Raw genomic sequence first — 18847 nt, 5'->3', positions numbered from 1 at the left:
GCCTGGAAGCGTTCCGCCGGTCAGAAAACACGTGGACCGGCCGTCGGGTCAGGGGCAACCCTGAGCCGGCATGGGGGTGCACCCGCAGCGTGAAATCCGCGCCGGGTCACCCCGTGGGCGGACGGGACGGGCGCGTGCAGCGCCGATGATGGAAACGGTCGTGCCGGACCAGCGGGGGCGGCGCGTATTGGCAGAGACGGAAGAGGTAGATGACGTGACCGCGACGGTAGGCCAGCAGGCGCAGGCCGCGGCCAGGGCGAACGACGTGTGGAAGGTGTACGGCAGCGGCGAGGCGCAGGTCATCGCGCTGCGCGGGGTGAGCGCGGAGTTCGAACGCGGCCGGTTCACCGCGATCATGGGCCCGTCGGGTTCCGGCAAGTCGACGCTGATGCACTGCCTGGCCGGCCTGGACTCGGTGACCCGGGGGACGGTGGCGATCGGTGAGACGACCGTCACAGGGCTGGGCGACTCCGGGCTGACGAAGCTGCGCCGGGACAAGGTGGGCTTCATCTTCCAGCAGTTCAACCTGCTGCCCACGCTGACCGCGAAGGAGAACATCCTGCTGCCGCTGTCGATCGCCGGGCGCAAGCCGGACCCGGCCTGGTACGACACTGTGATCGACACGGTCGGTCTGCGGGACCGGCTGGACCACCGGCCGGCGCAGCTCTCCGGCGGGCAGCAGCAGCGGGTGGCGTGCGCGCGGGCGTTGGTGTCCCGCCCCGAGGTGATCTTCGCGGACGAGCCGACCGGCAACCTGGACTCCCGCTCCGGCGCGGAGGTGCTCAACTTCCTGCGCAACTCGGTGCGTGAGCACGGCCAGACGATCGTGATGGTCACCCACGACCCGACCGCCGCCGCATACGCCGACCGGGTGGTCTTCCTCGCCGACGGGGAGATCGTCTCGGAGCTGATCGAGCCGACCGCCGACACGGTGCTGGACACCATGAAGAAGCTGGACACCCCGACCGAGGTGGGCAACTGATGTTCCGGGCGACACTGAAGAGTCTGCTGGCCCGCAAGGTCCGGCTGATCCTGTCCGGGCTGGCGGTGGTGCTCGGAGTGATGTTCGTCTCCGGCGCCTTCGTGCTCACCGACACCCTGGGCCGCTCCTTCGACTCGGTCTTCGCCGACGGCTTCTCCGAGATCGACGTGAACGTCGCGGCGAAGCCGAAGGTGGAGGTCAGCGAGGTCCAGGGCGAGCAGACCGCCAACCCGGTGCCCGCCGCGGTGGTGGACCGGGTGAAGCAGGTGCCGGGGGTGGCCTCGGCGACCGGCATCGTCAACGCCGACGGCGCCCGCGTGATCGGCAGCAACGGCAAGGTGGTCACCTCGTTCGGTCCGCCGCAGTTGGGCGAGAACTGGACCGGGGAGAGCGAACTGCTGCAACTGCGCGAGGGCCGCGGGCCACAGGCCGAGGACGAGATCGTCATCAACAAGTCGCTCGCCACGGCGGCGAAGCTGCAGGTCGGCCAGAAGGTCGGGGTGCTCACCGCGTTCGAGTCGAAGAAGCGCGACTTCACGCTCGTCGGCATCCTCGGTTACAGCGGCGACCGGGACTCGATCGGTGGGGTCAACGAGGTCTTCTTCACCACCCCTGTGGCGCAGCGGTTGATGCTCGGCGCGCCGGACGCGTTCAGCAGCATCACCGTACGCGCCGCCGACGGAGTCTCCGACGAGGCGCTGCGCGACGACGTGGCCCGCACCCTGGGCGCGCAGTACGAGGTGAAGACCGGTGAGCAGGTGGCCGCGGACGCCGCGGCCAGCCTCAAGGAGGGCCTCTCCTTCTTCAACAAGATCCTGCTCGGCTTCGCCGCGGTGGCGCTGCTGGTGGGCACCTTCCTGATCCTGAACACCTTCTCGATCATCGTCGCCCAGCGCACCCGGGAGTTGGCGCTGATGCGGGCCATCGGGGCCAGCGGCCGGCAGATCATCGGCTCGGTGGTGCTGGAGGCCATCGCGGTGGGGCTGATCGCCTCGGTGCTCGGCCTGGCGGCCGGCATCGGCGTGGGCGCGCTGCTGGCGTTCCTGTTCGGCAAGCTGGCCGGTGGGCTCACCCTGGCCGGGATCGGCGTGCCGGCGGCTGCGGTGATCGGCTCGTTCGCCGTCGGACTGGTGATCACCGTGGTGGCGGCGCTGCTGCCGGCGCTGCGGGCGTCCCGGATCCCGCCGATCGCCGCCATGCAGGACGTGGCCACCCCGGACCGGCCATTAACCAAGATCACGATCGCCGGGTCGGTGGTCACCGGCATCGGCGCGGTGCTGCTCTTCCTCGGGCTCAGCGGCAACGCCAGCGGCCAGACGCTGCCCACCATCCTGGGCGGGGTGCTGTTCGCCTTCATCGGCGTGGCGCTACTGACGCCCCTGATCAGCCGGCCGGTGGTGAGCCTGCTCGGGGCGATCTTCTCCTGGTCGGTGCCGGGCAAGCTGGGCCGGCTGAACTCGGGCCGCAACCCGCGCCGTACCGCGATCACCGCCGCCGCCCTGATGGTCGGCATCGCGTTGGTCACCGGAGTCACGGTGATCCTCGACTCGGCCAAGGGCAGCATCAGCGCTCTCGCCGAGGACACCATCAAGGCCGAGCTGGTGATCTCCGGTGTGCAGGGCGGCCCGCGGCCGCCGAGCTTCGACCCGGGGGTGCTGGACCAGGCCAAGGCCCTGCCCGGCGTGCAGATGGTCGACGGCGAGTACGGCGACATGGCGAAGCTCAACGGCGAGAGCACCTGGGTCGCGGCGAGCAGCGACGTCGCGTCGCTGCGGCAGATCTTCGGTGCCAAGCCCACCGCCGGTGACATCGACCGACTCAGCCCGACCCAGATGCTGGTCAGCTCGGACACCGCCGACTCCCGCGGCCTGTCGGTGGGCTCGACGGTGAACGTGCAGCTGACCCGGGGCGAGGCGCGGACGTACACGGTCAGCGGCATCTACGAGTCGTCCCAGCTGACCAACCCGGTGATGCTGCCGGTGACGGCGGCGAAGGACTTCGCCATCCCGCAGCCCATCCAGGGCTTCATCCAGCTGGCCCCCGGCACTCGAGTCGCCGACGTGCAGCCGCAGGTGGAGACGCTGCTCGCGGACAGCCCCGAGGTGTCGGTGGCCGATCGGCAAGCGTTCATCAAGCAGCAGACCGGTCAGCTCGACGCGCTGCTCACGATGATCCAGATTCTGCTGGCGCTGGCCATCGTGATCGCCGTGCTCGGCATCATCAACACCCTGGCGCTGTCGGTGCTGGAGCGGACCCGCGAGCTGGGTCTGCTGCGGGCGATCGGCCTGCGCCGCGGGCAGACCATGGGCATGATCACCGTGGAGGCCGTGGTGATCTCCGTGTTCGGCGCGCTGCTCGGCGTGGTGGTCGGCAGCGGCCTCGGCGCAGCGGTGGTCGAGGCACTCAAGGACGAGGGAATCACCGACCTGATCCTGCCGTGGGGGCAGATGGGTGTCTTCCTCGGTCTCGCCGCGATCATCGGGGTGGTGGCCGCGGTGCTCCCCGCGGTCCGGGCGGCCCGGATCAACGTCCTGGGCGCGATCGCCCACGACTGACCGCTCACCACGGAACCCCGGCGCCGCTCGCGGCGTCGGGGTTCCGTGCCGTCGGCCCCCGGTCAGCCGGTCGCGCCGGCCCGGTCGACCAGCAGCGCGGCAAGCAGATCCAGGTCCGCGCCGGTCAGGCTCTCCAACTGGTGTACGCCGGGCATGCTCGGCAACGGCGCCTCCGCGGGTACGGCCAGCACCGCCGCGCCGGCGGCGAGCGCGCTGGCCACCCCGGTCGGCGAGTCCTCGATCGCCACGCAGCGGCCGATCGGCACATCCAGCAGCCGGGCGGCGGTCAGGTACGGCTCCGGGTGCGGCTTGACCGCGACCACCTCGTCGCCGCAGACGACCACGTCGAAGCTGTCCCGGCCGAGGGTGTCCAGGGCGATCTCGACCAGCGGCCGGCCGCTGGAGGTGACCAGCGCGGTGGGGATGCCCGCCGCCCGGACCGCGCGCAGCAGGGCGAACGCGCCCGGACGCCAGCGCAGCCCGCCGCGGAACAGCTCCAGGATCCGGGCGTTGATCCACGCCGCGCTGGCCCCCGGGTCCCGTTCGGGCTGGCCCAGGTCGTCGTGCAGGATGCGCATCGACTCGGCCATGCTGGTGCCGACGATCGTCCGGCGGGCGGCGACGGAGAGTTCACCGCCGTACTCCCGCGCCAGTTCCTGCAGTGCGACGTCCCACAGCTTCTCGCTGTCGACCAGCGTGCCGTCCATGTCGAAGAGCACGGCGGCGGGGTGATGGCTGCTCAGCGGATCCTCCAGGGTCGTGGCCGACACACCGGCGATCCTGCCAGGGCCCGCCGCCGCAGATGGCGGCGGCGGGCGCCGGGGTGACGCGGGCAACCCGGTCAGCCCAGGTCGCAGGCCTTCAGAGAGCGCTCGTAGCCGCGGAAGAACGACTCGGTGCGCTGCTCGGAGGTGCCGTGCGAACCCTCGGCGAACCACGGCTGGTCCGGGTCGTCGCCGACGGCCGCCACCCCCTCCCGGAACTCCTCCAGGTCACCCTCGGCCAGGTTCAGGTCGCCGGAGCGCACCGAGTCGCCGAGGTACGCCCCGGCCATGCAGTCGGCCTGCAACTCCTGCTGGATGGTGAAGCTGTAGTTGATGCCGAGCCGCACCTGGATGCCGTGGGCGTACTCGTGCCCGAGCAGGTAGAACACGAACGCGTCACCGACCTGCCGGAACGCCGCCACCGACCAGGCGATGTCGTAGGCGATGAAGTCGCCCCGTGAGCAGTAGACCGCGTTGTTGCGTGGCAGCGGCTGGCCGCCGCAGGACACCTCACCCGCCCGCTGGTACGAGGTGATCCGCCGGATGGGCTGGAAGCCCTGCCCGGACGCCTTGAACTGGGCCGCCCAGTACCGCTCGGCGACCGCCTGGGCGTCGGCGACGTCCTGCTTGAACTCGGCGACGCTGGTGGTGCTGTCGGCCCGGGTGGTGCTGGGCCCCGGCGAGGCCGCCGACCGGTCCGGCGTCGGGCGCTCACCCTCGGGCTCGGCCAGCCCACCGCCGGCGCACGCGGCCGACACCAGCGCGGCGATCAGCAGCCCCACCAGCGGACCCCGGGCGTCGCGCCCCGATCGTGCCCCCACGGTGCCTCCCCTGGCGTCGGTGCTGAGCTACGCAGTACCCCGACGATACGGTCACCACGCCCACCACCTCATTCACGTGCGTGGCCGCCGGGTGGTTCACGGTTCAGGCGCGGTTCACGGCGCCGGCGTTCAACCGCCACAATGGGCCGGGGCGGGTCGCCGTCCAGTGAGGAGGGTCGTCGTGCACGTGCTGGGCAGCCGCCGGCGCAGCCAGCCAGCCCCGCCGCACATCGTGTGGCGGTCGCTGCGCGACCCGTACGAGGCCGGCAGCCGGCCCTGGCTGGAGCTTCGCGACGACGAGGTGGCGCCCCGGGTGGTGGCGGGCTACGCGCCGGTGCTGCTGATCTGGTCGTCGCTGTGGCCGCACCGGCCCCTCGACCGGATCCGCTTCGACCTGGCTCCCGAGCCGCCCGGCTCGGACTGCGCGCTGCGCTGGACGCTCACCACCGACGGGGAACTGCCGGGCGAGAGCACCCTCGGATACCTGCGACACCGGCTCAACTACCTGATCAACAACCGGCTGCGGCTCTCCTACGGTCAGTAGAGCGGTCAACCCGTGCCGTCGCGACTCCGCTGCCACGTGTCGCCCTGGTCGCCGTGCCGCTCGGCCTCGTACCGCTGCTGTCTGGCCCGCGCGGCCCGGCCGGCCGTGCTGTCCTCGCTGGAGCTCCCGCCCGCCCGATCGCGCCACGCCAACACCCCCGAAGGCCGCACCCGCCACCGCGGCGAAGACCCCAACCACCACCCACACGGTCGTCATCTCGCCACGCTAACCACCCCCCACCACCCACCCCACCCCGCGCGCCCCCGCCCGGCGCGCCCCGGCCCGGCCCCGCCCGGCCCGGCCCCGCCCCGCCCGGCCCCGCCCGGCCCGGCCCGGCCCGGCCCGGCCCGGCCCGGCCCAGTGATCATGAGGTTATTGCGGGGTGGCACGGCGTGTCGTGACAACAACTTCATGATCGACGCGCGTTGAGGGGTGGGGGTTGGAAATGGGGGGTCGTAGCGTGTCCGGGTGGGGTGGGTGGCTTCGACGTCTCTGGTGAAGCGGCGCCGTCGCGGCGCCGGAACAGGAGGACCACCGTGAAGTACATGATCCTGCTCTACGGCTCGCAGCAGGACTACGACGTGCTGACCGGCCGGGCGACCGACCGGCCGGCCATGTCGGCCGAGCAGATCGCGGCCATGCACAAGCACATGGAGACGTTCCACCAGGCGCTCGCCGAGTCCGGGGAACTGGTCGACGCCCGGGGGCTCAGCGAACCGGTGCACGCCCGCCGTGTGCAGGTGCGCGACGGCGCGCCGGTGGTCACCGACGGCCCGTACCCGGAGACGCAGGAGGTGCTGGCCGGCTACACGATCGTGGAGTGCGCCAGCTTCGACCGGGCCACGGAGATCGCCGCCGGCCTGGTCGACCCGGACTCCCCCGGCGGGTACGTGGACGTGCGGCCGGTGCTGGACGGCGTCGAGGACCTGGCCGGCTGACGATGCCGAAGCCCGTCGAGGACCTGCTGCGCGAACTGGCGCCGCAGGTCCTCGGCGCGCTGGTGCGTCGCTACGGGCACTTCGACACCGCCGAGGACGCCGTCCAGGAGGCGCTGATCGCCGCGGCGAGCGGTTGGCCGCGCGACGGCGTACCGGAGAATCCCCGGGGCTGGCTGATCACCGTCGCGTCCCGCCGGCTGACCGACCTGCTGCGCGGCGAGCAGGCCCGGATGCGGCGGGAGGACGCCGTGGCGCGGCGGGTGCTCCCCGAGCAGTGGCAGGCGCCCGCCGCCGACCGGCCGCCGGCGGACGCCGACGACACGCTCATCCTGCTGTTCCTGTGCTGCCATCCGGCGCTGTCGCCGGCCTCGCAGATCGCGCTCACGCTGCGCGCGGTGGGCGGGTTGAGCACCGCCGAGGTGGCCCGGGCCTTCCTGGTGCCGGAGGCGACGATGACCCGGCGGATCAGTCGGGGCAAACAGCGGATCCGGGCCAGCGGGCTGCGGTTCGCGCCGCCCACCGGCGCGGAGCGCGCCGACCGGCTCGCCGCCGTGCTGCACGTGCTGTACCTGATCTTCACCGAGGGGTACGCGCGGACCGCCGGGCCGGGGCTGCTGCGGGGTGACCTGACCGCCGAGGCGATCCGGCTGACCCGGCTGGTGCACCGCCTGCTGCCGGACGATCCCGAGGTGACCGGGCTGCTCGCCTTGATGCTGCTCACCGACGCCCGCGCCCCGGCCCGGATCGGCCCGAACGGCGAGCTGGTGCCGATGGCCGAGCAGGACCGGGGCCGGTGGCGGGCCGACCAGATCACCGAGGGCGTCGCACTGATCACCGCGGCGCTGCCGCGCGGGGTCGTCGGGCCGTACCAGCTCCAGGCGGCCATCGCGGCCGTGCACGACGAGGCGACCAGCGCGGAGGCCACCGACTGGGCCCAGATCACCGCCCTGTACGAGGTGCTGCTGGCCATCTCCGACAACCCGGTCGTGGCGCTCAACCACGCCGTGGCGGTGGCGATGAGCCGGGGCGCGCCGGCCGGGCTGGCGCTGCTCGCCGAGCTGGCCGACGACACCCGGCTGGCCGACGATCCCCGCCTCCCGGCCGCCCGCGCCCACCTGTGGGAGCTGACCGGTGAACGGGTTGCGGCGCGGGAGGCGTACCGAACGGCGGCGGCGCGGTCGACGAACCTGGCCCAGCAGCGCTACCTGAACGCCCGCGCGGACCGCCTGGCAGACGACCCCGGTAAGGAAGGGCCCCTTCTCAACGCCTGGCGTTGAGAAGGGGCCCTTCCTTACCGCAGGCGGGTCAGGGGCTGGCGGCCAGGAAGACGAAGGCTGCCAGCAACACCAGGTGTACGCCGCCCTGCAGCACGTTGGCCCGGCCCGGCACCACCGTCAGGACCGCGGTCACCGCGGTGAGCGCGAGCAGCGCGAGCTGGGTGCCACCGAGGCCGAGCAGCAGCGGGCCGTCCAGCCAGATCGAGGCGATCGCTATTGCCGGGATGGTCAGGCCGATGCTGGCCATGGCTGAGCCGAGCGCGAGGTTCAGGCTGATCTGCACCCGGTCGCGGCGGGCGGCGCGGGCTGCGGCCAGGGTCTCGGGCAGCAGCACCAGCAGCGCGATGATGACACCGACGAACGCGTGGGGCAGGTTCGCCGCCGCCACCCCGGCCTCGATCGTCGGGGAGACGGTCTTGGCGTCGCCGACCACGGCGACCAGCGCCACCAGCAGCAGTCCCAGACTGACCAGCGCCGCTCGCGTCGTCGGCGGCTTCGCGTGCTCCTCGGCGTCGATGACCCGGCCCTGGCTGTCGACCGGCAGGAAGTAGTCGCGGTGCCGGCCGGTCTGCACCAGCACGAACAACCCGTACAGCGCCAGCGACGCGACGGCGGCGAACGTGAGCTGGGCCGGGCTGAACTGCGGGCCGGGCCGGGCCGTGAAGGTCGGGATGACCAGGCTCAGGGTGGCCAGGGTGATCACGGTGGCCAGCGCCCCGCCGGTGCCCTCCGGATTGAACACCGCCACCCGCCGCCGCAGCGCCCCGAGCAGCAGGGACAGGCCGAGGATCCCGTTACAGGTGATCATCACGGCGGCGAAGACCGTGTCCCGGGCGAGCGACTGGGTCTTCTCCGGTCCGCTTATCATCAGCGTGACGATCAGGGCGACCTCGATCACCGTGACCGCGACGGCGAGCACCAGGGAGCCGTACGGCTCGCCCACCCGGTGGGCGACCACCTCGGCGTGGTGCACGGCCGCGAGCACCGCGCCACCCAGCAGCGCCGCGACGACCACGACGACGGGTGCGGGTAGGTCCCGCCCCCACGTCAGGATCAATACCAGCACGGCGAGCACGGGTACGGCGACGGTCCAGTCGGTCATTCGAGATCGAAGCAGGGCGGCCATGCCCTAAAGAGTGCCAGGTCAGGTGATCATGTGCCCACCATCGACGCAGCCGTGCCGCGGTGGGGGCACTCTCCACTACGGTCGAAAACCCTGATTTCCGGCGGGCCGCCGCATCGCGCGGAAAGTGTCCGTCACACCGGACGATCAAGGGAAAGGAGGGCACACCCACTCCCCGCCACTTCTAACGTATAGCGCACCGGGGGGCTTGCGGCAAGACCCGGGTCGTGCTTCAGAATCGCCGACCGAGGCCAGGACCTGCGGAAATCCGAGCAACGGTTGCCCGCGGCCTCAGATCGGAGCCAATGACGTGAGCCCTCTGACCACCAGCGTGTTCGACCTTCCCGACCACCTCTCCCCCAAGGCCGACCCGCCGCTGGTCGACCGCGACGAGCGGCACTTCGCGGCCCTCGCGGAGAGCCTCGAGGAGTTGCTCGCCGAGCTGTCCGACCGGCTTGACGCCGCGCGCAAGGCGCCCGGTGGCAAGGGCCGGCAGGCGGTGGACCGGGACATGGAGGTCCGCCGGTTGACCGCTCGCCTGAGCGCACTGCGCCGCTTCGGTCTGGACCTGTGCATCGGACGCGTGGTCGGCGCGGACGACCCGGAGCCCGTGTACGTCGGACGACGCGGCCTCACCGACAGCACGGGTCGTCGGCTGCTGCTCGACTGGCGCTCCCCCGCGGCTGAGCCCTTCTTCGGCGCGACCCACGGCAACCCGATGGGTCTGGCGAGCCGCCGCAGGTATCGCTGGACCCGCGGCCGGATCAGCGACTACTGGGACGAGGTGTTCACCCCGGACGGGTTGGAGGGGCACGCCGCGCTCGACGACCAGTCCGCCTTCATCGCCAGCCTGGGCAGCAGCCGGTCCAGCCAGATGCGGGACGTGCTCGGCACCATCCAGGCCGACCAGGACGCCATCATCCGCGCCGGGTCCCGCGGCGCTCTCGTCGTCGACGGCGGTCCCGGTACGGGGAAGACCGTCGTCGCGCTGCACCGCACCGCCTATCTCCTCTACTCGGATCCTCGCCTCGGTCACCGTAGGGGCGGGGTGCTGTTCGTCGGGCCGCACCAGCCGTACCTGGCCTACGTCGGCGACGTCCTGCCCAGCCTCGGCGAGGAGGACGTGCAGACCTGCACGCTGCGGGACCTCGTGCCCGAGGGCGCCGCGGCAACCGTCGAGACCGACCCGGACGTGGCCCGCCTGAAGTCGTCCGCGAACCTGGTGCACGCGATCGAGGCGGCCGTCCGGTTCTACGAGGAGCCGCCGGCCGAACCGATGACGGTCACGGCCGGCGACGCCGACATCCGGCTCAGCGCCGACGACTGGGCCGAGGCGTTCACGGCACCGGGGCCCGGCACCCCGCACAACGAGGCGCGTGACGAGATCTGGGAGGAACTGCTCACGATCCTGCTGGAAAGGTACGACGGCGACGAGCCGGAGGACCTGGTCCGTGGGTCGCTGCTGCGGAACAGGGAACTGCTCGCGACCGTCAACCGCGCCTGGCCGCTGCTCGAGGCGACCGACCTCGTCGGTGACCTGTGGTCGGTGCCCGCCTATCTGCGCAGGTGCGCGCCCTGGCTCAGCCCCGAGGAGATTCGCAAGCTCCAGCGGGGTGACGCCCAGGCCTGGACGGTGTCCGACCTGCCGTACCTGGACGCGGCACGGCAGCGGCTCGGCGACCCGGAGGCGTCCGGGCGCAAGCGTCGGCAGGAAGCCATCGTCGCCGTCGAACGCGAGCGCATGGCCACGGTCGTCGACGAACTGATCGAGGCCCACGCCTATGACGACGGCGAGGGCGTGCTGTCGAGCCTGCGCCAACTGGATCTCCAGGACGCCCTGGTCGACGAGTCCGCCCTGCCCGGCGCCGACCCGGACCAGCTCGCCGGCCCGTTCGCGCACATCGTCGTGGACGAGGCTCAGGAACTGACCGACGCGGAGTGGCAGATGTTGCTGCTTCGCTGCCCGTCCCGGAGCTTCACCATCGTCGGCGACCGCGCCCAGGCGCGGCACGGGTTCACCGAGTCGTGGCAGGAGCGGCTCGAACGGATCGGGCTCGACCGGGTCAACCTGGCCTCCCTGAGCATCAACTACCGGACGCCGAAGGAGGTCATGGCGGAGGCCGAGCCGGTCATCCGGGCCGTGCTGCCCGACGCCAACGTGCCGACGTCCATCCGCGGCAGCGACGTCCCCGTCGTACACGGATCCGCTTGCGACCTGGGCTCGATCCTCGACACCTGGCTCGCCGCGCACGCCGACGGCATCGCCTGCGTCATCGGTGACCCCACCTTCCCGACGACGTCCCGCGTCCGGTCGCTGACCCCGGAGCTGTCGAAGGGGCTCGAGTTCGACCTGGTCGTCCTGGTCGACCCCGAGGCGTTCGGCACCGGAATCGAGGGAGCGGTCGACCGCTATGTGGCGATGACCCGAGCGACCCAGCAACTCGTCGTCCTCACGAGCTCCTGACGGTTCTCACCGGCGGAGCGTCTCCTCGTGCAGCGCCGCGAACTGGGCGGTCAACGCCGGCAGCGGGAAATGCGCGTTCAGGCCGCTGGGGTTGGGCAACACCCAGACCCGGGCTGGGCCCAGTCGATCCGGCTGCGGGCCCAGCCCGGCTCCCGGCCTGGCAAAGGCGATCCGGTACGCGGTCACCCCGAGGATGGCCACCCACCGCGGCCGATGCCGCTCGGTCTTCACCGCCAGCCCCGCCACCCCGGCCACCAGCTCGGCCGGCGTCAGCTCGTCCGCGCGGGCGGTGGCCCGGTTGCTCAGGCTGGTTATCCCCAGGCCCTGCCGCAGCAGCTCGTCGCGTTCCCACGGGCGCAGCTCCCGGTCGGTGAAGCCGGAGCGGTGCAGGGCCGGCCAGAAGCGGCTGCCCCGCCGGGCGAAGTGCTCTCCCACCGCGGCGGAGTAGAGGCCCGGGTTGAAGCCGCAGAACAGCACCCGCAGGCCGGGACCGATCACATCCACCAACCCCCGGCCGGCGGCCGCCGCGACCTCCTGCGGGGTCGGCCGCCGCCGGAAATGCCCCGGCTCGCCGGTGTCCACCCCACCGATCCTGCCGTACGACCCGCCACCCGATCACGGCTTCCGGCGCACGGGGCGGCCCGGCCGTGCACCGTCGATCATGACTTGACACCCTCAACGGATGCAGTCAATCGACCACCTCGCCTCCAGCCGCTACGCCCGGATGCGCTGGAACACTCCGCTGTCCGAGGAGCACGCGTCCCTGCTGCTCCAGCGGCTCGACGTCCGTCCCGGCGCGCGCGTGCTCGACCTCGGCTGCGGCTGGGGTGAACTGCTGCTCCGAGCGGTCGCCGCGGGTGGTGTCGCCGGCCCGGTCGCCACGAGGGGCGTCGGCGTCGACACCGACGACGCCGCACTGGCCCGAGGGCGCAGGCAGGCCGCCGGCCGGTCACTGAACCGGCACGTCGCGTTCGTGATGGGAGAGGCGGCTGCCTGGCAGGAGCCGGCCGACCGGGTCCTGTGTATCGGTTCCGCGCACGCCTTCGGCGGCACCGGCGCCGCCCTCGACGCGCTCGCCGCGGTCGTCCGGCCCGGTGGACGGCTGCTGTTCGGCGAGGGGTACTGGGAGCGTCCCCCCGGCACTGAGGCCGAGCAGATCTTCGGGACGGAGGTCACCGACCTGCCGGGCCTCGTCGAGGCCGCACGCGAGCGCGGCTGGCGGGTCCTGCACATGAGCACCGCCGACCAACGGGAGTGGGACGACTTCGAGTCCACCTGGCTCGCCGGCCGGCAGGAGTGGCTGCTGACGTACCCGGAGGATCCTCGCGCGGCGGAGGTCCGCGCCGAACTCGACGAGCGGCTGCGCCAGTACGTCTCGGTCTATCGCGGAATCCTCGGCCTCGCGTATCTCGTCCTGGGCCGCTGACGGTCCGTCCTTGACCTCAGTGCCTACGGTGAGCGCGGTGAGCGGTCGACCTCGCGATCCCCGTGCAACCCGCGACGCTCGCCTCGCCCCGCACTGGCGAATCCTCATCGTGTTCGCCGGCACCGTGCTGGTGTGGCTGTTCGTCTACCACGGTGCCCTGCTCGGCCGTGACTACGACCGCCCGACCCATGTCACCAGGGCCGTCCTTACGACGCTGCTCGTCGTACCCCTGGTGGTTGCCGCCCGCCGCCTGCTGGATCGGCGACCCTGGACCGGCCTCGGGTTGCCCTCGCTGCGCGTCGGCTGGCGGCGTCTGCTGCTCGGCATGGCCTGCTGGCTCGTGCCCGCCGCCCTGGGGTTCGCGCTCTGGCTCGGCTTCGGCTGGGTCGAGATCAGCCTGCGCACCTCCGCCGCCGACGCCCTGCGGGTGGCGGCGCTCCTGGTCGTGCTCGTCTTGCTCTACGAGGCGCTGCCGGAGGAACTCGTCTTCCGCGGCTACCTGCAACGCAACCTCGCCACCCGGTTGCCGGCCTGGCAGGCCGTCATCGGCCAGGCCGTGTCGTTCACCCTGTTCGGGTTCCTCGTCGGCGCCGCCACCTCCCCCGACCGACTCCTGCTCTTCGTCGTCTTCGCGCTCCTGCTCGGCGCCTTCCGCGTCGCCACGGGTGACATCTGGGCGGGCATCGGCTTCCACCTCGCCTTCCAGACCGTCGCCCAGTTGTTCGGAGACGTGGGGGCCGTCTTCGACGTGGTCGGAGCTGACGTCCTGGGGCTGGTCGCCCTGGGCGGGCTGCCGTTCGCTCTCGGCTGGATGGCCATGGAACGTCGCTACCGAAACAACCTGAACTGGCGGGCCCGGGAACCGGACCCGATCCGTTGACGAACACGCGAGAGGACGTGGGCGCCACGGCAACGTCGGGACCGTCCGGAGCCGGCGGCACCCGGGTCGCGACTTGACAAGCAACGGGCTCCAGAGTGGACGATTCAGCGTGCGAATACTTGTGGTGGGTGGAAGTGGTCTGATCGGTGCCCATGTCGTGGACGTGTTGCGCGAGCGAGGCCATGCCGCGACGACGGTGGCGCGTACCGCCCACCCGGGTGTTGATCATTTGATCGATGTCGGGTCTGCCTCCGTCGACGAACTGCGGGCACTGCTCGCCGGTCACGACGGCGTGGTGTACGCCACCCGCACGGACGAACAGCGACCGCTGCGCAAGCCGATCTATCCGACGTTTCGTCGGGACAACGTCGAGCCGGTGGTGCGCCTGTTCACGGCCGCCCGCCTGGAAGGTCTCACGCGCGGTGTCGTCATCGGCTCGTACTACACCTATTTCGACCGGCTGCGTCCGCAGTGGCGACTCGCGGCCCGCCACACGTACATCCGGTGCCGGGTGGAGCAGACCCGGGAGGGACGGGCGGCCGCCGGCCCGGATCTACCGGTCGCCGTGCTCGAGTTGCCGTTCGTCTTCGGCCGGGCCGGCGACCGGCTACCGAACTGGTCCGCTCCGCTGGACCGTTGGGCACGGTCACGCACACCCCTGGCCGTCCCCGTCGGCGGGACCGCCGCGGCCTCGGCGCGCAACGTGGGCGAGGTGGCGGTGGACGCTCTTGAGCAGTCCCGCGGTGAGGACATTCCGGTCGCTGACGAGAACCTCACGTGGAACGACATGCTCGCGCGCATCGCCGAGGCGGTCGGGCGACGTCGCCGGGTCGCTCGCCTGCCCGCCAGCGCGGTCAAGGCCTCCCTACGGCTCGGCGGCGCGCTGCAGGCCCTGAGCCGCAAGGAGTCGGGCGTCAACCCGACCCACCTCGCCGACCTCCTGCTCGCCGAGCTGTTCATCGAGCCGACGACCGGCCGGACGCTGGACCCGGCGCTCCGCGAGACCTTCGTCGACACGGCGACCGCATAGCATCGGCCGTCAGCTGAGCTGTTGGGCCAGTCCGACGATGATGCCCTCGGGGCCGCGGACGTAGCAGAGTCGATAGCTGTCCTCGTACTGCGCCAGCTCGCCGACGAGTTCGGCGCCGTGGGTGCGCAGGCGGGCAACGACGTCCTCGATGTCGTCGACGGCGAACATGATGCGCCGAATGCCCAGCGTGTTCGCCGGTGCGTCCTTCGGCTCGGCGCTGATCGCCTTCGGCGCGTGGAACATCGCCAGCTCGATTCGGCCGTGGCCGTCCGGGGTCCGCAGCATGGCGACCTCCTGTCGGACGTCGTCGATCCCGATGACACGCTCTACCCAACGCCCCTCGATCGGCCCCCTGCCCTCCAGCTCCATGCCAAGTTCGACGAAGAACGAAATCGTCGCGTCAAGGTCGTCGACAACGATGAGAACGTTGTCCATCCGCTGGATCGTCATGCTGAATCTCCCTGGTGTGGTACGGCCACGGTGGCCGCATCCACCCCTGAGACGGAGCCGCCGTGCCGTTCTCGACATCCTCTGCAGCATCCTGTTCCGGACCTGCCCTCTCGATGATCCAACGGTGGCGGCCCAGTCGGGTGGCGCGAAGGGAAGGAATCGACTATCGGGTCAGGTCGCCGGTGGCTACGGTATCCGGATGACCGACACCAGCCGGCCATCGGCGACCGCTGAGACGGGCTACCAGCCGACGGTCACCGCGGCACATGCCAAGGAGATCCACCGGTGGCACGAGGACGCCTATCAATCGCTGCGAGCGGAGGCCGGGGCGGGGCAGACGTTCGACTACCTGGGGTTGACACTGGACGTGCCACCGGAAGTTATGCCGATCACCCCGGTGTCCGATGTCCTCGGTGAAGCCGTGCTGGCCGAGGTAGAGACCGGTGACCGGGTGTTGGACATGGGCACGGGCAGCGGCGTGAACGGCATCCTCGCGGCGTCCAGGGCGACCGACGTGGTCGCGGTCGACATCAACCCGCGAGCCGTCGAGGCCGCCCGACACAACGCGGCACGCAATGGCGTGTCGGAGCGAATCGACGTACGACAGAGCGATGTGTTCAGCGCGGTCGACGGTGACTTTGATCTGATCATCTTCGATCCACCGTTCCGGTGGTTCGCCCCGCGTGACCTGTTGGAGATGGCTGCCACCGACGCCAACTACGGCGCGCTGACCACGTTCGTCCGCGCTGCCGGCCGGCATCTCCGCGCCAACGGCCGCATGCTGATCTTCTTCGGCACCTCTGGTGACCTCGGTTATCTGCGGCAGTTGCTCGCCGAGGAGGGCTTTACGCCCGAGGTTGTGGCGACCCGGGACGTGGTGAAGGACGGGATGCGGGTGGACTACTACACGTACCGAGTGACCCGAACCGCCTGAACGTCTTACCGGAAATCTGTGTTGCTGCCCCCTGTTGACCGGCCCACCGGGCACTCACTCAGCCAGGCTCGCCTGGCCGCCCCGGTCAGACGGCCTTGGCGCAGGTGCCGGAATCGGGTCCAGGGTACTGGCAGCCACTGGACCCAGCACCCGAAAGTGGGGCCACCCCCTCGGGGCTCCGCCCCGGACGCCACCAAATCTGACTTGCAAGAATGCGTCCGCAGCAAGCCAGCAACGCCCATAGGAAGGACCCCACTCATCAAGGAAGTCCCGCTCGTTTATGTAATCCTTGGCCGCGTACATCGCGGCGACGTCAAACATTGCGAGTGAGCGGTTGATCAAGTCAAACTCCTCTGCCTGCTGATCTCGCAACTCAATGACCGCCTCAACGGTCCGAGCATGGGAGAAGAGAAGTCTGCGCCCTCGCTGCAAATCGGGGTCGAGTAACCGCTCGTGAACTTTGAGGAATAGATCTCGCCGGTCCTGCCGTCGCGTATCCCGGAAGGAGAACCCTGTGAAAGCCAACGCGGCGAGAGAAATCAGCAGGGAGGCTGACGAGCTTACGAGCGAACCCAGCTGGCGCCATCCATATGAATACCCAACCACATGGCCGCCACCTCACGACCGGCCATTCGGTCGCTGCCAACGATCACCCGTGCGGCCAGGACGGAGCCTCCCGCAACGGTCCACGGACCGCAACCCGGCGACGCAGCCCTCGGCCATCCTGGAGCCGGAGCACTGTCAAGCCCCGGGTTTGATGGAGAGTTGGTTAGCTGGTTTTCAGGGCTGCGGTGACCGGCTGGGTCATCGCGTGTAGGGCCTCGTGTTCGGCGGGCGGGATGTGCCCGAGCTCGCCGTGCAGGCGGCGGTTGTTGTACCAGTCGATGTACTCGACGGTGGCCATCTCCAGGTCGTCGAGCCCGCGCCACGGACCTCGGTTGCGGACGAGTTCGGCCTTGTAGAGCGAGTTGAACGCCTCGGCCATCGCGTTGTCGTACGAGTCGCCCTTGGAGCCGACCGAGGCGACAGCGCCGGCCTCGGCGAGCCGCTGGCTGTAGCGAATCGCTCGATACTGGGCGAGTTCAATCGGTCGTTGCAACACGGGGCTGTTGTAGTGAGCGTAGTTGCTCGGCGAAGACCTCGGCCGGGGTCTTCCAGCCAAGGATCTTGCGGGGCCGGTTGTTGACCGCGAGGGCGACGGCCTCGAGGTCCTCGTTGGACCACCTCGACAGGTCGGTGCCCTTCGGAAAGTACTGACGCAGCAGCCCGTTCGTGTTCTCGTTCGTCGGCCGCTGCCAGGGCGAGTGCGGATCGGCGAAGAACACCGTCGTGCCGGTATCGAGGGTGAACTGCGCATGACCGGAGAGCTCCTTCCCGCGGTCCCAGGTGAGGGTCTTGCGCAACTGCGCGGGCAACTTCGTCATCGATGTCGTAAGCGCGGTGTTCATCGCGACAGCGCCGTAGCCGCCGAGCGAGGGACCGTTCTTCACCGGTGGTTTCTCGCCCCAGCCCTCCAACCGAGGCAGATGCACGAGAAGCGTGCAGCGGCTGGCGCGCTCGACGAGCGTGCCGATCGCGGAGCGGCCCGTCCCGATGATCAGATCCCCTTCCCAGTGCGCGGGGACCGCGCGGTCCGCGGCTTCGGCGGGGCGCTCGCAGAGGACGACATCGGCAGTGACATGCCCTTGCGGCTTGTTCTGGGACCGCGCTCTGGGAATCCGCAGCGCCCGGCCGGTGCGCAGACACGCAACCAGCTCACGCTTGAGCGCTCCACGTCCCTGAATGAACAGTGACTGGTAGATCGCCTCGTGGCTGATGCGCATGGACTCATCATCGGGGAAGTCGACACGGAGCCGGTGCGAGATCTGCTCCGGGCTCCACGCCGTCGCCCAGCGGCGGTCCTGCCGATGCGGCTTGTTCAGCCCTTTCCACGCGGGCGGCTCAGGCCCGGTGACGATCGTGCCGTCGGGTCGGCGGACGCCGCCGGCGAGCCGGTCCTGTACGTACTCGCGTAACCTGCCATTGCTCACGAGCTTCGCGGTCTTCGGGCGCTTCGCGGCCTGCTGCGCCTTCCACTGCCCCACCAGAGCCCGGTAGACCGGCTTACCGCCCCTGGTCGCCGCGTTACGGCGCGGCTCGCGTGAGATCGTTCCCGGGTCGCGTCCGATCCTGCGGGCGATCTCGCGCACTTCCGACCCCCTGAGCGCGCAACAGCGCGATCTCCTCGCGCTCGGCGAATGACAGGTAACGGCCCGTGGGCTCGTCCAGACTGATCGGCGGCATGCCGCCAGCGTGACGAAACCACCGGGACCCGACCGGCCATGACACACCCACAGCCTCCGCGGCCTCTACCGTCGTTACTCCCGACGCGATCCGCCGCCAAAAGTCCCGCTGCACCGCACGAGACGGCTCCGGCCGGCCCGGTGAACGCATCGACGGTCGCAATGCCCGATCCGACGCCCACTGGCGCCGCGCACCAGCCGGCACCTCAGGTATCTGCCTCTTGCCGCGCCCCATCGCAAACCTCCGTGATCAAGGTGTTGCGACGACCAGTTGAATCCACCCTGGACTCCCCTGTCCGAGTGATGGACCAGTTTGCGCAGGTCAGCGCCGTGATTCTCGCGGCGCCAGATCGCCATCTTCAGCGCGTCGAGAGCAA

Annotated in this window: 15 protein-coding genes and 2 pseudogenes; 10 read left to right on the top strand and 7 right to left on the bottom strand. The window is 70.7% G+C overall.

Features of this window, described 5'->3' with window-relative positions:
* The first annotated feature begins 214 nt into the window (after positions 1–214).
* A complete protein-coding gene (locus ACWD6N_RS21000) occupies positions 215–982 on the top strand; it encodes an ABC transporter ATP-binding protein (RefSeq protein WP_354965373.1) in 768 nt (255 codons plus the stop codon).
* Complete coding sequence (locus ACWD6N_RS20995; protein WP_450005080.1) at positions 982–3537, top strand: ABC transporter permease; 2556 nt, start codon at positions 982–984, stop codon at positions 3535–3537. The genes ACWD6N_RS21000 and ACWD6N_RS20995 overlap by 1 nt, the downstream gene beginning before the upstream one ends.
* A 62-nt stretch (positions 3538–3599) precedes the next feature.
* Here ACWD6N_RS20995 and ACWD6N_RS20990 read toward each other — a convergent pair whose 3' ends face one another.
* Together ACWD6N_RS20990 and ACWD6N_RS20985 are read right to left on the bottom strand one after the other, a co-directional pair.
* Positions 3600–4256, bottom strand: a complete 657-nt coding sequence (locus ACWD6N_RS20990; protein ID WP_450005118.1) for an HAD family hydrolase — start codon at positions 4254–4256, stop codon at positions 3600–3602.
* A gap of 122 nt (positions 4257–4378) precedes the next feature.
* Positions 4379–5122 carry a neutral zinc metallopeptidase gene (locus tag ACWD6N_RS20985; RefSeq protein ID WP_450005079.1) on the bottom strand — a complete coding sequence of 248 codons (744 nt, stop codon included), beginning with the start codon at positions 5120–5122 and terminating at the stop codon, positions 4379–4381.
* 181 nt (positions 5123–5303) lie between these two features.
* On the opposite strand from ACWD6N_RS20985, the gene ACWD6N_RS20980 reads away from it, so the two are divergent.
* The 3 genes from ACWD6N_RS20980 to ACWD6N_RS20970 all read left to right on the top strand — a co-directional run bounded on the left by ACWD6N_RS20980 (position 5304) and on the right by ACWD6N_RS20970 (position 7881).
* On the top strand, positions 5304–5666 hold the full coding sequence (locus ACWD6N_RS20980; RefSeq protein ID WP_354965376.1) for a hypothetical protein: 363 nt from the start codon (positions 5304–5306) through the stop codon (positions 5664–5666).
* Positions 5667–6211: 545 nt separating this feature from the next.
* On the top strand, positions 6212–6604 hold the full coding sequence (locus ACWD6N_RS20975) for a YciI family protein (RefSeq protein ID WP_354965402.1): 393 nt from the start codon (positions 6212–6214) through the stop codon (positions 6602–6604).
* Positions 6605–6606: 2 nt separating this feature from the next.
* Positions 6607–7881, top strand: a complete 1275-nt coding sequence (locus ACWD6N_RS20970) for an RNA polymerase sigma factor (protein ID WP_450005078.1) — start codon at positions 6607–6609, stop codon at positions 7879–7881.
* A 28-nt stretch (positions 7882–7909) separates the two neighbouring features.
* On the opposite strand, the gene ACWD6N_RS20965 is transcribed toward ACWD6N_RS20970, so the two are convergent.
* Positions 7910–9007 (bottom strand): calcium:proton antiporter, encoded by a 1098-nt coding sequence (locus ACWD6N_RS20965; protein WP_450005077.1) that lies wholly within the window; start codon positions 9005–9007, stop codon positions 7910–7912.
* Between the two features lie 316 nt (positions 9008–9323).
* On the opposite strand from ACWD6N_RS20965, the gene helR reads away from it, so the two are divergent.
* Positions 9324–11468, top strand: coding sequence for an RNA polymerase recycling motor ATPase HelR (gene helR, locus ACWD6N_RS20960; protein WP_450005117.1), 2145 nt, complete (start codon positions 9324–9326; stop codon positions 11466–11468).
* A gap of 6 nt (positions 11469–11474) precedes the next feature.
* Here the strand turns inward: helR and mug are convergent, their stop codons facing one another.
* Entirely contained in the window at positions 11475–12050 is a 576-nt protein-coding gene (gene mug, locus ACWD6N_RS20955; protein WP_354965380.1) for a G/U mismatch-specific DNA glycosylase, read from the bottom strand.
* Positions 12051–12150: 100 nt separating this feature from the next.
* Between mug and ACWD6N_RS20950 the strand changes: the two genes are divergently transcribed.
* The 3 genes from ACWD6N_RS20950 (at position 12151) to ACWD6N_RS20940 (ending at position 14804) form a co-directional block, all read left to right on the top strand.
* On the top strand, positions 12151–12894 hold the full coding sequence (locus ACWD6N_RS20950; protein ID WP_450005076.1) for an SAM-dependent methyltransferase: 744 nt from the start codon (positions 12151–12153) through the stop codon (positions 12892–12894).
* A 37-nt stretch (positions 12895–12931) separates the two neighbouring features.
* Entirely contained in the window at positions 12932–13774 is an 843-nt protein-coding gene (locus ACWD6N_RS20945; protein WP_450005075.1) for a CPBP family intramembrane glutamic endopeptidase, read from the top strand.
* Between the two features lie 109 nt (positions 13775–13883).
* Positions 13884–14804: an NAD-dependent epimerase/dehydratase family protein gene (locus ACWD6N_RS20940; RefSeq protein ID WP_450005074.1), complete on the top strand. Its 921-nt coding sequence runs from the start codon at positions 13884–13886 to the stop codon at positions 14802–14804.
* A gap of 9 nt (positions 14805–14813) precedes the next feature.
* Here ACWD6N_RS20940 and ACWD6N_RS20935 read toward each other — a convergent pair whose 3' ends face one another.
* Positions 14814–15254, bottom strand: a complete 441-nt coding sequence (locus ACWD6N_RS20935) for a VOC family protein (RefSeq protein WP_354965384.1) — start codon at positions 15252–15254, stop codon at positions 14814–14816.
* 199 nt (positions 15255–15453) lie between these two features.
* Here ACWD6N_RS20935 and ACWD6N_RS20930 point away from each other — a divergent pair, with 199 nt between their 5' ends.
* On the top strand, positions 15454–16188 hold the full coding sequence (locus tag ACWD6N_RS20930) for a methyltransferase (protein ID WP_450005073.1): 735 nt from the start codon (positions 15454–15456) through the stop codon (positions 16186–16188).
* Between the two features lie 769 nt (positions 16189–16957).
* Here the strand turns inward: ACWD6N_RS20930 and ACWD6N_RS20925 are convergent.
* Positions 16958–17263, bottom strand: a pseudogene (locus tag ACWD6N_RS20925) (integrase core domain-containing protein); the annotation flags it as partial.
* Positions 17264–17270: 7 nt separating this feature from the next.
* A pseudogene (locus ACWD6N_RS20920) lies at positions 17271–18621 on the bottom strand (IS30 family transposase).
* Positions 18622–18847 lie beyond the last annotated feature (226 nt).

The sequence above is a fragment of the Micromonospora sp. NPDC005163 genome, assembly GCF_053599835.1.
Note: the sequence above shows the minus strand (reverse complement) of the source record. Positions and strands in the feature narration are given on the sequence as shown.

Bases quoted from the DNA above. Each gene is read 5' to 3' on its own strand.
- ACWD6N_RS20930 (WP_450005073.1), top strand. From the start codon at position 15,454: ATGACCGACACCAGCCGGCCATCGGCGACCGCTGAGACGGGCTACCAG.
- ACWD6N_RS20975 (WP_354965402.1), top strand. From the start codon at position 6,212: ATGATCCTGCTCTACGGCTCGCAGCAGGACTACGACGTGCTGACCGGC.
- ACWD6N_RS20950 (WP_450005076.1), top strand. From the start codon at position 12,151: ATGCAGTCAATCGACCACCTCGCCTCCAGCCGCTACGCCCGGATGCGC.
- ACWD6N_RS20995 (WP_450005080.1), top strand. From the start codon at position 982: ATGTTCCGGGCGACACTGAAGAGTCTGCTGGCCCGCAAGGTCCGGCTG.
- ACWD6N_RS20935 (WP_354965384.1), bottom strand. From the start codon at position 15,254: ATGACGATCCAGCGGATGGACAACGTTCTCATCGTTGTCGACGACCTT.
- ACWD6N_RS20970 (WP_450005078.1), top strand. From the start codon at position 6,607: ATGCCGAAGCCCGTCGAGGACCTGCTGCGCGAACTGGCGCCGCAGGTC.
- ACWD6N_RS20965 (WP_450005077.1), bottom strand. From the start codon at position 9,007: ATGGCCGCCCTGCTTCGATCTCGAATGACCGACTGGACCGTCGCCGTA.